This is a genomic window from Comamonas sp. E6 (assembly GCF_001010305.1).
GTDB classification, from domain to species: domain Bacteria; phylum Pseudomonadota; class Gammaproteobacteria; order Burkholderiales; family Burkholderiaceae_C; genus Comamonas; species Comamonas thiooxydans.
Genome location: NZ_BBXH01000002.1, coordinates 45,139 through 57,228, shown reverse-complemented (window position 1 = coordinate 57,228; position 12,090 = coordinate 45,139). Strand labels below are relative to the sequence as shown.

Below are 12,090 nucleotides of genomic sequence, written 5' to 3'. Positions count from 1 at the left end.
CCGCATCCCCACTAGCCCCCGGCGGGTCAGTTTTGCGTGGAAATTAACACACCAGCCCCATGTTCTGGGGAACGATGCTGGAGCCCATTGTGGCGGCTCACTACACCAAGCGCACAGGCAACAAGGTGCGCAGAGTGAATGCGGTTTTGCAGCATCCTGAGCATCCTTGGATGCTGGCTAACGTGGATCGTGAAGTGGTCGGCTCTTCGGCGGTGCAGCTTCTGGAATGCAAAACTGCAGGTATCCATGGCGCCCGCCTGTGGCGTGACGGTGTTCCCGAGTATGTGCAACTGCAGGTGATGCACCAGTTGGCCGTGACTGGCCATCGTGCTGCTGACGTAGCTGTGCTGGTCGGCGGTCAGGAGCTGCGAATCTTACGGATTGAGCGAGACGAGACATTGATTGCTCGACTGATCGAAATGGAGCACGCATTCTGGCAAATGGTGGGGAGCAAAACGCCGCCTGCTGGCGATGGATCGGACAGTGCAGAAAAAGCCTTGCGTAGCCTCTATCCAAACAGTTCAGGCGATGACGTAGACATGAGTGATGACCCAGAGCTCAATGCCACGTTTGAAGCCTTGTTAGCGGCACGTGAGCAGCTTGAAGTGGCACAGAAAAATGAAGCCCGCTTGCGCCAGGCCATCCAGATCCATATGGGAGAAGCGGGCAAAGCAACGTTTGCCTGCGGCGGCAGCGTGACATGGCGGCGCAGCAAGGATGGCCAAGTGTTCAATACGGCGCAGTTCAACAAAGACCATCCAGAGTTGGCCAAGGCCTACCTGTCCACGCGGGCTGGTGCTCGGCGATTTTGCGTCAATGAAACGTGAGCGGTGACTCACGGCCCTTTTTATCCATCCCCCTCTGCTCTCTGCGGTTCACAGCCCCAGAGAGCTTTCTTTTTTGGAGCAAGACATGATCAAAGGTTTGATGATCACCCCGCCTGTGATTGGCAGGATTTCGATTGGCAAGGTGGTGGAGAAGAACGGCAAGCGTCTGCCAGAAAAGGACGATGAGTTCACCATCACCACGCAGGTGCAGCAGCGAGGCCAGTGGGTGCTACACCCTTTGGATGAGGCTTTGCGCCAGAGCCAAGCACCTGGTCAAGTTTCCTGCGGCATAAAAGAAGGCACAGAGCCTTCCGATGTGCAAAGTGAAACGTCAGCAAGCGCTACCCAAACTCGCACAGGCAAACGCTCACTCAAAGACAAGATGGGTGTGGCAGATACGCCAACGGCTGCACCGAGCACGACAAGGCGCAAGCTGCGCAGCATCCCAGTGCGGGTGCTGTTCAATGATCCAGATTTGAACCTACGAGCTGATTACTGCATGTTCGATCGCAGTACCGCTCGCCCGCTGTGCGTCGGCAATGGCGAGAGCTGCAAGCGTGTGACAGACAAAGGTCTGGAAGAGTTGGCCTGCCCTGGTCCGGATACATGCCGGTTTGGCATGGGCCATTGCAAGCCCTACGGCCGCTTGAACGTGAGTATTGGCGACAGCGATGAGTTGGGCAGCTTTGTATTCAGAACCACGGGCTTCAACAGCATTCGCACTCTGGCAGCGCGGCTGCAATATTTCGCTGCAGTCTCTGGTGGCAACCTGGCCTGCATGCCGCTGGAGCTCAAGCTGCGTGGCAAGTCCACCACGCAGTCGCATCGATCGGCCATCTATTACGCGGACTTGGTGGTGCGTACTGGTGCCTCTTTGAACGAGGCCATTGGGCAAGCCCACACCTTGGCGGCTGAGCGCTTGGCAGCCGGGTTTGATCAGTCTGCCTTGGACGGAGCCGCACGACAGGGCTTTGCCAATGGCAACTTTGAAGATGCGCCCGATGAGGGGGTTGAGATTGTGGAAGAGTTTTATCCCGAAGAGTGCGAAACACCCACCGCCCCTACTACAGCTGCAGCCAATGAGCACTGGCCCCCTATCGCTCAGGCCAGTCAGCGAAATGGTACGCATAGTCCGTATCCGCAAAAGCAGTGGCTGTGACGACCGTAGCACTTAAAGCAGTGTTTCTACACACCGTGATCGCTATCACGGTGTGCTTTTGCACTGTGGCCAAGCATGCTACGAATCGTAACCATTGCGTCCCATGGCAAGCAAACCAATGACCAATGCAGACCGATCTCCAGTGCTCAAGGCATTTGGGCAGGCCGTGCGTGAGTGCCGAAGCGCGCGAGGGTTTTCTCAGGAAGGTTTTGCGCATTACTGCGGCTTGGATCGCAGCTACATGGGTGGCGTGGAGCGTGGTGAGCGCAATGTGACGCTGGTCAACATGGAGCGCATCATCGCCGCCCTTGATATGAAACCATCCGAATTCTTCCTGACTTTGGATGGACATTTCCGGGACCTCGCCGTACAACGCGATGCTGCGCATTTAAACGACTTTGCGCCTTATTTCCGACCTGGAATTCCTCGAAAAACACCCTAAAGCTCAGACTTTTCTCCGCCCTCTTTTCAAGGTGTGAAGAGTGCGTGTGTATTTTCATTTCAAATTTAAGAGATGGCCCTATGAAAAAACGAATACTTCTTTGTTCAGCCTTAAGCTTCGCATTGACCGGCTGTAACTCTTCCCCAAGCAATAGCGATCTAGAAGCTTATCTAGAGCCCAAGTTCGATAGCTGCAAAAATCTCAAAATCGTAGACATCAAAAAGACCAATGGCTATCAAGAGGATGGCTACTATAGGGTGGAATTTTCTTACGGATTGGAACTTAAAGATTCCAGCCTATTAGATACTATGCGCAATCAATGGAAAGAAGAAAAAGAAGAATCAGAAAGACGACTAGAGAAAAATAAAAAATTTCTCGAAACAAGAGAAACACTTGAAGCGGAAATAAAAAAAATAGCAGATGAATTCGAACTGCATGCACCTTACATGCCCTCTTCCGATGAAATTATTGTCTTTAAACGAGGGCTATCCGCAGAGATAGCGCCAGAAATACCATTACCCCTTCAAGAAAAGATTAATATCTGGAAAAAACTTGTAGAATCTAGAGAACAAGAGATAAATAATCAAAAGCCATTCAAAATTTTTGGCAATGAAGAGACTATTATTTACAGAAACTACTACAACGGCTGCAATCCTAGTGTGAAACAATTCACAAAAAATCTTTTTGAAGGACAACAACTCGCATCATTACGTAGTGAGAACAAAGATCCAGAACTTTTATTTGACGAATATAAAGTAAAAGTAACTTTGACAATTCCAATGCGAAAAACAGAAAATGGGTGGCGTGTAATCAGCGATAACTGATTACCACGAAGCAGTGATCGGCACTAACTGGCGCAGTCAGTGCCGATCACATGCCTTTATTTTTTTGTAGGTGCTTTCGCCGACACCCTTAAATTTTAGGCGCAACAACACTCGCTTGAATGAAAAAATCCTGTAGCCGCCTTCGCGGAATAAGTGAATCACCCCGGGTTTGAACTGTCCCCAGAAGTTGGTCGGTTACCGTCCCGCCAACTAGGCGGTGTTTCTCAGCCAGTATCCCACCGCGTGGCGCCCAGGTCTATCCGCACTCCGGTGGACTTCTGGCGCGAGCTGTTGCGGCTTCACTTCGCCAACCGTTCGTTGCCGCCCCTGTTCGCCCAGCACGCGGCAGGCATCATTCACGGCAAGGGGCTGTTCACCGACCAACCCGTAGCCACATGGGTGGAAATCAACAAACTGCAGACAGCTCCAAAGCAGCGCTGCTTTCGCTGTGCAAGCGATACGCGGATGTAATGGGTGATAGCGCTGAACTGAAAATGGCAGCAGCAGCATCTATCGCGAATGAATATGAGTGGCAGATCACTCAGTTCTAGAGCGTGTTATGAACTTCCGTTCAAGACACGCGGCAGCCCAAGTAGAGTGCTGCAATGCCCCGCAAGCCTTACCCGCATGACCTGCGTGAGGTCTTCAATGCGCTGCGTTGGCTGGTGCGTGCAGGTGCACCTTGGCAGCTGCTGCCCAATGACCTGCCGCCATGGGAGGCGGGATGCTCCGAGGCGATGGTGTCGGACCTGCGCTCCATCATCCGTGTGGCCCAAGGGCGCCAGGGGCAGTCCAGTGCCGCAGTGCTAGATGAGCGTACGTTGCAGTCAACCTGCGAGTGTCACCCGCGTGCGAGCTACGACAACGACAAGCGCCGCCGCGGCAGCAAGGTGCACATGGCCGTTTACTTTTACTGAACACATACGCGCACGAGGCGAATGGATCCAGGCCAAGGGCCTGTTCCACCAACAGGGCCGCCCAGTCAAGGCTGCGCCAAAGTTGCAGGATCGATTGGTGACGCCGATCAAGGCCATGCTCGAGGAAAACCTATCCTTCGGCTATCGAACGGTGGCGCATCTGCTGGGGTTCAACAAGAACACGGTGCAGCGCATCTTCTAGATAGAGGGCTGGCAGGTGCGAAAGTGCCCGGTAGGCTTCAGGCCCAGGATCCAATCCCTGCCCTCGGTGGCCAAGGCACTGAATGAGCGCTGGGCCACCGACATGTGCCGGGTCTGGGCCGGACGGGCTGGCTGGACCACGATGGCCCTGGTGATCGATTGCCACAGCCGGGAACTGCTGGGCTGGAACCTGTCGCGTAGCGGGAGATCCAAGACTGCGGAGTCAGCACTGGAGCAGGTGCTGATTGCACGGTTCGGGACACTCGGGCGTGTGCCAGCGCCGTTCCTACTGCTCTCGGACAATGGGCTGGTCTTCACCAGCCGCAGCTCCACGGCCCTGGTCAGAAGCTATGGCCTGCGCCATGAAGAATCGCTTGCCGAGTCGCTCGCCTCGCTAGTCTTGGCTCGCAGTTCATACCTCTACCATCGCGCCCGTCTCAACGCTGACGAGAAGTATGTCCTGGTGTGCCGATCAATCACCAACATCTTCGAGCGCAACCATGGCTGCTTTGGCTACCGACGGGTTACTGCAACGCTGTGCAGTTCAATGGCGGAGCCGGTCAACCACAAACGCGTACAGCGAGGAAGCAAGTTCGTCGGCAATGGCATGAATGCTTTTATTACTGCCTCAAGTCCGCCGTGTTGATATCGCATGGGTAGCTACTTCTAGTGGTGACCAGTCGGGCCTGTCGCAAAAACATCCGCGTGGAAGTCCTGTGCAAGCAGGCCCATATCGGAAGCGGCTGTGCGCACTGATTGAACCAGAGCTGGTGAGCCACAGCAGTGCACCACATGATCGTGCAGGTTGCCAAAGTGAGTGCGTAGCGCGTCATCCACCCGACCTGCGTGAGCATCCGCAGGCATATCGCCTAGGTCGGTGATGGCTGCAATGTAGCGAAACTGTGGCCAGACTTTGCGCCACTTGTCGATGGCGCTAGGAAGATACAGGCCCGAGGGGTTGCGAGCCCCCCAGATCAGCGTGATGTCGCGCTGAACCTTGCGTTTGGCTAAGTCATCAAGAACGGATTTAATGGGCGCAAATCCCGTGCCACCCGCAACGCAAATCAGGGGCCTTGCGTCATCAGGCTTCAGTGCGATGCTGCCGAATGGCAGTTCGATATCCAATGTGTCACCAGACTTCAACTGCTGAACGATAGTGCTGAAGCGACCACCAGGTACATGCCTGACATGCAATGTGATGCCATCGCTCTCATGGGGTGGATTGGCCATAGAGTAGCTGCGGCTTTCCCCGTCGTCGAGGTGAATCAGCAGGTATTGGCCGGCTTCAAATTTGGCGCGCTTGCCCACAGGCAGGCGCAGGCGCAGCAGCGAGACATCGGGTGCCGCCAGTGTATTGCTGTACACCTTGGCCGTAAAACGTTTTCGGGCTTCCGGGTCGAGACGGCGAAAGGAGCTCGGGTGGATACGTATATCGCTGGCTGCAGTGCAGCCGCACAGCAGCACTTGTTCCGAGGCGCAGAGTTCGTTTCGCACGGCCATGCCATTGAAGGAGGCAATATTTCCGTCGAGCAGCGTACTCGCACAGTTGCCACAGCTACCTTTGCGGCAGGAATAGGGCAGCTCGATGCCGGCCTGCAGAGCTGCATCCAGTACGGATTGCCCGGGCGCGCAGGGGAACGCGATATCGGAGTCGTGGATATGGATCTGGTGGTTCATAGAGAGTCCTCAGACCGGTTGGGCTCCGAGTAGGGCTATTGTGCGTAGGAGGGCCGTGGCGTCAGCCACGCCACGGCCGGCAATGTCCATGGCGCTGCCATGGCCCACGCTGGAAAGCACCACCCTGCCACCGATAGATAGTGCGCTGGCTCCGTTAGGTGCCAGCAGCTTGATGGGGATATGGCCCTGATCGTGCAGCATGGCTACATACAGGTCGTGCTTGCGCTGTGCCAGAACCATGTCAGCTCCCATGGGGCCGTCTACTGCTAGGCCGCGCTTGCGCAGTGTCTCGACAGCGGGAACGGTGATCTGGGAGTCCTCCAGGCCGAACAACTGTCCTTCAGATGCATGAGGGTTGATCCCGAATACAGCGACTTTTGGTTTAGGCACTCCGAGTAAGGTGCATGTCTGCACGGCAGCCTGCGCCGCGTTGACCACCAACTGAGGAGAGAGCCGCTCCAATGCGCTGCGCACGCTTTCATGCAAAGTGACATGCACTATGCGCAGGCCAGCCCCCACCAGCATCAGGAATACCTGGTCTTCGTTCATGCCAAGAACATTGGCGAGCAAAGATGGGTAGCCGCTGAACGCTATGCCTGCGCGGTGAATGGCCGTTTCATGGTGAGGGCAGGCAATGACGGCATCGACTTCGCCGTTTTCGCACGCTCGGATAGCCGCTGTTGCGGATTGCACCGTAGATAGACCAGCCTGCGGGGTGATTTCTCCCCATTGAACTGGTTGTGTAAGTGTGCCGGCTTCCTCGTGAACGATGTCTTGAAGAAGCGGCTCCATTTCGCAAACCCGTGCGGCTTGCTCGAGAGCGCTCCAAGGTCCATAGACCTTGATAAGAGACCTTTCGGTGACAGACAGCTGCTGGAGAGCTTTCAGTGCGATTTCTGGGCCAATACCGTGGGGATCGCCGATGGCCAAAGCCAATCTACGGTGCACTATTGTCATAGCGGCAATGCCATCAGCGTGTCCGTCACCGTGCTGTCGCAAACCGCGATGCGTTCTTGCAGACGTAACTTGCCATCGATCGTGGTGAATTTGTCGAGGTACTCACCGCTGGCAAAGACCTCTGTTTCCCCTGTATGCATGATGCGCAGCACCATGAACGGAGTGGAAGCGCTGGCCTGTGTTGCATCGCCTGACTGGATCGAAGGCAGACCCAGGATATGGCGATAGCGGTGGCGCTCGTAGATATTGGCTTCGCGCAGCGCAGAAATTCGGTCGGTGAGCATGTCCTGCGAATCCGCCCAGACAATGCCGGCAGCAAGTCCCTCATCATGGTTGTCGACATTGGTGACGCAATAGTGGCAATCCTTGGTGAAAAAGGTTGGCCATTGCTCCATTGCATCACTGTCTATGGTCTTCGCGTAGGCGGCATTGAAGGCCGCGATTTGAATTTCATTGATCATGCTTGCATCTCCTGTCCCATATGCTTGCGGTAGGCCTTCCAAAAGCCGCGTACCGAGGTTTCCGTGGCGCGGCCCTCGCTAGAGCCTTCGTGGTCTCCGCCCATCTCGATGACTGCATCAAGGTTGGCAGCGCCTGCGATGCCACGCTGCACGAATCCACCGACAGCTCCGTCTTCCATGGAAATGAATCCGGCCGGGCCGATAAGGTTGGCCTGTTTGAGTCTGACCTTGCGTTGCTCGGCACTGTCATCTGCATAGCCAAGATAGGTCCAGTTGAGTTCCGAGCTGGAGATGCTCTTGGGCAGCAACTGACGCACGGCGATGCTGTTCTGAATCTGCTGCAGCACAAAGCCAGGGAACACAGAAAGGATCTGCAGGGTCACGCCGTCCTCGAACTCCTCAAAGCCCTCTAGAAGGCTAGGATCTTTGAGCCGGTAACGCTCGTTGTCGGAGCGGATGGCCTGGTCCTTGTACGAGTCGTCTTTGGCGCCGCGATCGATCATGGAATAGCTCACATGGTGGCCACCCGACTCGTCGACGATGACACCGCCTTTTTGTGAGAGGCGATTCAGCTCGAAGGTGGTGAAGAACATATGCAGGAGGCTGGCGTGATAGCTGTCCTTCACGTTCTCGAAGTAGAGCTTCCAGTTGTTAGGCAGCTTTTGCGTGAAGCGACCGATGACTTCTACGGGCTTGTGCAGCACGCGCTCTATGCGCTCGCAAATCTCAGGGCCAAGGTAATCCTCAATGCTGGGCACGTCCTCGGAAAAACTGCCAAAGACCAAACCGCAAAAGACAGCCACGCGGAGCTTGCGCGGGCCATGCTCTTCTTTGCAGAATGAGGCCGGCATGCCACCCTGGCCCTTGACACCTTTCTCGAAGGCAACGCCGGTCAGATCTCCCTGTCGGTTGTAGCTCCAGGCGTGATAGACGCACTGGAAACTATCCGTACGGCCCGATTTCTCCAGAGCGATGAGAGCGCCGCGATGCGCGCAGCGGTTCTCGAAGGCGTAGATTTCCTGGTCGGCATCCCGTACGACAACTATCGGTGTTTCACCGGCAAAGGTAGTGCGGAAATCACCGGCCCCGGGAATTTCAGATTCCAGGCACAAGTAGTTCCAGACCTCGCCGCGATAGATGCGCTGCTGTTCCTGATCAGCATTGGCTGTGTCGGTATAGATACCAAAAGGCACGCGCGTATTAGTGGCCCCATGCCACTGGATGATGGATTCTTGCATGTTGGTTCCTAAGAGTTAGAGCTTGACGTTGGCGGCCTTCAGCACCTTCTTCCACTTCTCGGTTTCCTGGCGGATGAACTGAGCAGTCTTGGACGGGTCCCAACCACAAGGCACGGCACCTTGTTCCTGAAAGTGCTTGCGGATGTCGTTCGATGACAGAGCCAGGGCCATCTGCTTCTGAAGCTTCTGAGCGATTTCTGCACTCGTGCCTGGGGGAGCCACAACAGAAAAGAAAGTCACGGCTTGCATGGCGGGCCATTGCTGCTCGGCGAAGGTGGGGACCTGGGGCAATATTTGAGAGCGCTGCTCGTCGGCAACGGCCAGAATGCGCACCTTGCCGGCCTGGTGGTAGGTGGCCGACGAGCTGATGTTGTCGAAAAACACATCCACATTGCCGCCGATCAAGTCAATCAGTGCCGGGGCTGTTCCCTTGTAAGGGATGACAGTCAGTTCAGTGCCAGTCAGCTGCATAAACATGGCAGCAGTCAGGTGGGATGTGGAGCCGTCGCCTTGCGTCGCCACAGTCACTTTTTTGGGATTGGCTTTGGCGTATGCGATGAACTCGCCAAGTGACTTAACAGGCAGCTTCGGGTTGATGACCAGGACGTTGGGCACTGTGGCCAAAATCGTCACCGGTACCCAGCGAGTCGGGTCGAAGCTGAGCTTTTGATAGAGGTTGTGGTTGATGGCGATGGGCCCCGGAGGGGAGGCTAGCACAGTCATTCCGTCTGGCGGTGCCCGGAACACTAGATCGGCACCGATGTTTCCACCAGCCCCGGGCTTGTTTTCAATGATCACGCCACCTGCGTAGTCCGCGCGGATTTTTTCGGCTACTAGGCGCGGCAGTACATCGGCGGTACCTCCCGCTGAGAAAGGCACGACGATCTTGAGAGGTTGATTTGACTGAGCCAGGCTACCTGTTGCAGCGACCGCAGCGGCAATGCCGATCAATGCTTCGCGTCTGCGAATAGATTCGTTGCGCATCTTGTCTCCTTCTTGTGTGGGGAACTGCAGTATGAGGATGTCGTACTTTGTGTTAAACCTGTTTTTGCGCTATGCGCAAAAATGTTGAAAACACCTTGATTTGATCGCTATGCAGGACAAGAACTTTGTGGAATCGCTGCGCAAGGGATTGGGGGTACTGACTTGCTTTGACCGTCGGCATACCCGGCTGACGCTGTCAGAGGTAGCCAGGCTCACGCAGTCCACGCCAGCATCCGCCAGACGTTCGCTCAGCACACTGGTACAGCTTGGCTATCTAGAGAGCGACGGCAAACTGTTCTGGATGCAGCCCAAATCGCTGCTGATCGCCTATTCATTTCTGTCATCGCGCCCCATGCCTGCATTGGCCCAGCCACTACTGGATGCACTGTCGGAGCGCACCAGAGAATCCGCTTCGCTTGGTACTTTGTTGGAGGACGATGCCATCATCATTGGTCGTTCGACCGCACGGCGCAGCTTGAGCACGGGCCTAGGAATAGGATCTAGGTTGCCGGTGTACTGCTCTGCGATTGGTCGGATGCTGTTGTCAGGACTCCCCCAACAGGAGGCGCGTGCAAGGCTAGAGATGATCGAGCGGGTGGCACTGACCCCTCATACGGTGACTGACTTGGAGGAGCTGCTAGGTCTGCTTGAAACTTGCCGGCAATCAGGGTGGTCATGCAGCGACGGAGAGCTGGAGCTGGGGGTGCGCTCTATGGCAGCGCCAGTGCGCGACCCTCAAGGCAACACAATTGCTGCCATGAGCATTGCTGTTAGGGCAGAGAGACTCAGCATGAGTGAGTTCAAGGAGACTTTTTTGATACCGCTGAAGCGCGCTCGCAATGAGTTGGAAAAAAAGCTATATCCGCAGGGGTTGTAGTGCTCCACGATGTCCTTGCTGCTACCGCAGCGCAAGCTCAACGGTAGAAGTAGGAACTACGCGCAAGAGCCAACTGAGCAAGGAGTTCTGGCAGAACCATAGTGCTCCTTGATGGCGTCCTCAGCAGTGTCTTCTCCCGGTTAAACAGGAGTTGCATATTGACGCACAGGCTGTTGATTTCCACGCAGAACTGACCCGCCGAGGATGCGGACAAAAACTTGGACTACCAGGAGATGTAATGGATGCCTCCCTGCCTACGGGCAGCTCAAAGGCCGCAGAAGCATAAAGATGAACAGCGTGACCGTTTTGGGAGTGTGCTTGTTCGCTAGACGAGCTGGGCTCTTGAATGGATACGGTATCAAAGTGCCCGTGGCTTGATAGACCAATGTCTTCACAAACATCAGCGAGGTTTCGTCATGCATCGTTGTACTACCCAAAGCGCGGGGCAAATCATCGGTCAGGTGGCCGGCCTGCAGGTCATTGGACTGGACATCGCCAAAAGCGTGTTCCAACTTCACACCGTGGACATGAGCACAGGCGAGATTGTCAACGTGCAGCTAAAGCGGGCCAAGGTTTTAGGGCACTTCGCCAACCGTGCACCTTGCTTGATCGGCATCGAAGCCTGCGGCGGAGCGCACCACTGGGCCCGTGAGTTGACGGCGCAGGGCCATGCCGTGCGGCTGATTCATGCCAAAGCCGTGCGCCCATTCGTGAACGGCAACAAGACCGACGCTACAGATGCACGCGCCATCTGGCTGGCGATCCAGCAGCCGGGTACCAAATTCGTGGGCGTGAAGACGCTGGCGCAACAAGCCACGCTCACCTTGCATCGTCAGCGCGAGATGTTGATGCGGATGAAGATCATGCAGATCAATGCGTTGCGGGGACTACTCTATGAGTTTGGAGCCACCTTAGCGCGAGGCAAGAAGGCGTTGTTGGGCGAGTTGGAACTCGCACTGGAGGCGCTTGCCAACAGCATTCCACAGTATGTCGTCGATAGCCTGCGCGAGCAGGCCCAGCGCATCAAGCAACTGGCGATAGACATTAAGGCCATCGAGGTGAGGCTTGCAGAGGTCCTGCGCATTGACGTGGACATGAAGCGTGTGGCGGCGATACCCGGGGTAGGCCTGCTCTCGGCTACAGCGGCCATCGCCACTATGGGAGAAGCCAAGGCATTCAAGTCGGGGCGCGAATTCTGTGCCTGGCTGGGTCTGGTACCCAAGCAACGAGGCACAGGTGGCCGGGTAAATCTTCTGGGGATCTCCAAACGGGGCGACACCTACCTGCGGACTTTGCTTATTCACGGTGCGCGTGCGGTACTGAGACATGCGAAAGAGCCCGGCCCATGGCTGGAACAGCTTCAAGCCAGGAGGCCAACGAACGTTGTGATCGTGGCACAGGCGGCCAAGATGGCGCGAACGATCTGGGCCGTTACGGCCCGACAGCAGGACTACCAACGAGGCCACCAGAGCACCAGGCCGCTTGGGGCTTGAACGGATAGCAGATCAACCCGAGAAAGGAGGATG

Annotated in this window: 11 protein-coding genes and 2 pseudogenes; 8 read left to right on the top strand and 5 right to left on the bottom strand. The window is 55.9% G+C overall.

Translation table 11 applies throughout. The annotated features are described in order from the left end of the window. Nucleotides 1–50: 50 nt before the first annotated feature. The 6 genes and pseudogenes from CSE6_RS00400 to CSE6_RS26665 form a co-directional block, all read left to right on the top strand. Nucleotides 51–827: pseudogene (locus CSE6_RS00400) on the top strand (YqaJ viral recombinase family protein); the annotation flags it as partial. Between the two features lie 85 nt (nucleotides 828–912). Continuing rightward, the gene (locus CSE6_RS00395) at nucleotides 913–1,986 is read left to right on the top strand and encodes a hypothetical protein (protein WP_012837667.1); all 1,074 of its coding nucleotides are present in this window, start codon (nucleotides 913–915) and stop codon (nucleotides 1,984–1,986) included. A gap of 118 nt (nucleotides 1,987–2,104) precedes the next feature. Then, nucleotides 2,105–2,428: a helix-turn-helix domain-containing protein gene (locus CSE6_RS26765; RefSeq protein WP_080571293.1), complete on the top strand. Its 324-nt coding sequence runs from the start codon at nucleotides 2,105–2,107 to the stop codon at nucleotides 2,426–2,428. Between the two features lie 80 nt (nucleotides 2,429–2,508). Then, nucleotides 2,509–3,252: a hypothetical protein gene (locus tag CSE6_RS00385; RefSeq protein WP_123974928.1), complete on the top strand. Its 744-nt coding sequence runs from the start codon at nucleotides 2,509–2,511 to the stop codon at nucleotides 3,250–3,252. Between the two features lie 605 nt (nucleotides 3,253–3,857). Next, nucleotides 3,858–4,157: pseudogene (locus CSE6_RS00375) on the top strand (transposase); the annotation flags it as partial. 229 nt (nucleotides 4,158–4,386) lie between these two features. Beyond that, nucleotides 4,387–5,016, top strand: coding sequence for a DDE-type integrase/transposase/recombinase (locus CSE6_RS26665; RefSeq protein WP_122974732.1), 630 nt, complete (start codon nucleotides 4,387–4,389; stop codon nucleotides 5,014–5,016). A gap of 20 nt (nucleotides 5,017–5,036) precedes the next feature. Here the strand turns inward: CSE6_RS26665 and CSE6_RS00360 are convergent, their stop codons facing one another. The 5 genes from CSE6_RS00360 to CSE6_RS00340 are packed head-to-tail and all read right to left on the bottom strand — an operon-like array spanning nucleotide 5,037 to nucleotide 9,687. Further along, nucleotides 5,037–6,047 (bottom strand): FAD-binding oxidoreductase, encoded by a 1,011-nt coding sequence (locus CSE6_RS00360; protein WP_019043840.1) that lies wholly within the window; start codon nucleotides 6,045–6,047, stop codon nucleotides 5,037–5,039. 9 nt (nucleotides 6,048–6,056) lie between these two features. Further along, a complete protein-coding gene (locus tag CSE6_RS00355; protein WP_019043841.1) occupies nucleotides 6,057–7,004 on the bottom strand; it encodes a PdxA family protein in 948 nt (315 codons plus the stop codon). Further along, nucleotides 7,001–7,465: a nuclear transport factor 2 family protein gene (locus CSE6_RS00350; protein ID WP_019043842.1), complete on the bottom strand. Its 465-nt coding sequence runs from the start codon at nucleotides 7,463–7,465 to the stop codon at nucleotides 7,001–7,003. The genes CSE6_RS00355 and CSE6_RS00350 overlap by 4 nt, the downstream gene beginning before the upstream one ends. Next, nucleotides 7,462–8,703 carry an aromatic ring-hydroxylating dioxygenase subunit alpha gene (locus CSE6_RS00345; protein WP_019043843.1) on the bottom strand — a complete coding sequence of 414 codons (1,242 nt, stop codon included), beginning with the start codon at nucleotides 8,701–8,703 and terminating at the stop codon, nucleotides 7,462–7,464. Before CSE6_RS00345 ends, CSE6_RS00350 begins: the two co-directional genes overlap by 4 nt. Nucleotides 8,704–8,718: 15 nt before the next feature. After that, entirely contained in the window at nucleotides 8,719–9,687 is a 969-nt protein-coding gene (locus CSE6_RS00340) for a tripartite tricarboxylate transporter substrate binding protein (protein ID WP_019043844.1), read from the bottom strand. A gap of 109 nt (nucleotides 9,688–9,796) precedes the next feature. On the opposite strand from CSE6_RS00340, the gene CSE6_RS00335 reads away from it, so the two are divergent. Both CSE6_RS00335 and CSE6_RS00330 read left to right on the top strand, forming a co-directional pair. After that, nucleotides 9,797–10,564 carry an IclR family transcriptional regulator C-terminal domain-containing protein gene (locus CSE6_RS00335; protein ID WP_012837656.1) on the top strand — a complete coding sequence of 256 codons (768 nt, stop codon included), beginning with the start codon at nucleotides 9,797–9,799 and terminating at the stop codon, nucleotides 10,562–10,564. 416 nt (nucleotides 10,565–10,980) lie between these two features. After that, complete coding sequence (locus tag CSE6_RS00330; RefSeq protein ID WP_012837655.1) at nucleotides 10,981–12,057, top strand: IS110 family transposase; 1,077 nt, start codon at nucleotides 10,981–10,983, stop codon at nucleotides 12,055–12,057. The last annotated feature ends 33 nt before the right edge of the window (nucleotides 12,058–12,090 follow it).

Excerpts from the sequence above, each read along its gene's own strand:
- CSE6_RS00395 (WP_012837667.1), top strand. The coding sequence starts at position 913 with ATGATCAAAGGTTTGATGATCACCCCGCCTGTGATTGGCAGGATTTCG.
- CSE6_RS26765 (WP_080571293.1), top strand. The coding sequence starts at position 2,105 with ATGACCAATGCAGACCGATCTCCAGTGCTCAAGGCATTTGGGCAGGCC.
- CSE6_RS00385 (WP_123974928.1), top strand. The coding sequence starts at position 2,509 with ATGAAAAAACGAATACTTCTTTGTTCAGCCTTAAGCTTCGCATTGACC.
- CSE6_RS00360 (WP_019043840.1), bottom strand. The coding sequence starts at position 6,047 with ATGAACCACCAGATCCATATCCACGACTCCGATATCGCGTTCCCCTGC.
- CSE6_RS00355 (WP_019043841.1), bottom strand. The coding sequence starts at position 7,004 with ATGACAATAGTGCACCGTAGATTGGCTTTGGCCATCGGCGATCCCCAC.
- CSE6_RS00350 (WP_019043842.1), bottom strand. The coding sequence starts at position 7,465 with ATGATCAATGAAATTCAAATCGCGGCCTTCAATGCCGCCTACGCGAAG.
- CSE6_RS00345 (WP_019043843.1), bottom strand. The coding sequence starts at position 8,703 with ATGCAAGAATCCATCATCCAGTGGCATGGGGCCACTAATACGCGCGTG.
- CSE6_RS00340 (WP_019043844.1), bottom strand. The coding sequence starts at position 9,687 with ATGCGCAACGAATCTATTCGCAGACGCGAAGCATTGATCGGCATTGCC.
- CSE6_RS00335 (WP_012837656.1), top strand. The coding sequence starts at position 9,797 with ATGCAGGACAAGAACTTTGTGGAATCGCTGCGCAAGGGATTGGGGGTA.
- CSE6_RS00330 (WP_012837655.1), top strand. The coding sequence starts at position 10,981 with ATGCATCGTTGTACTACCCAAAGCGCGGGGCAAATCATCGGTCAGGTG.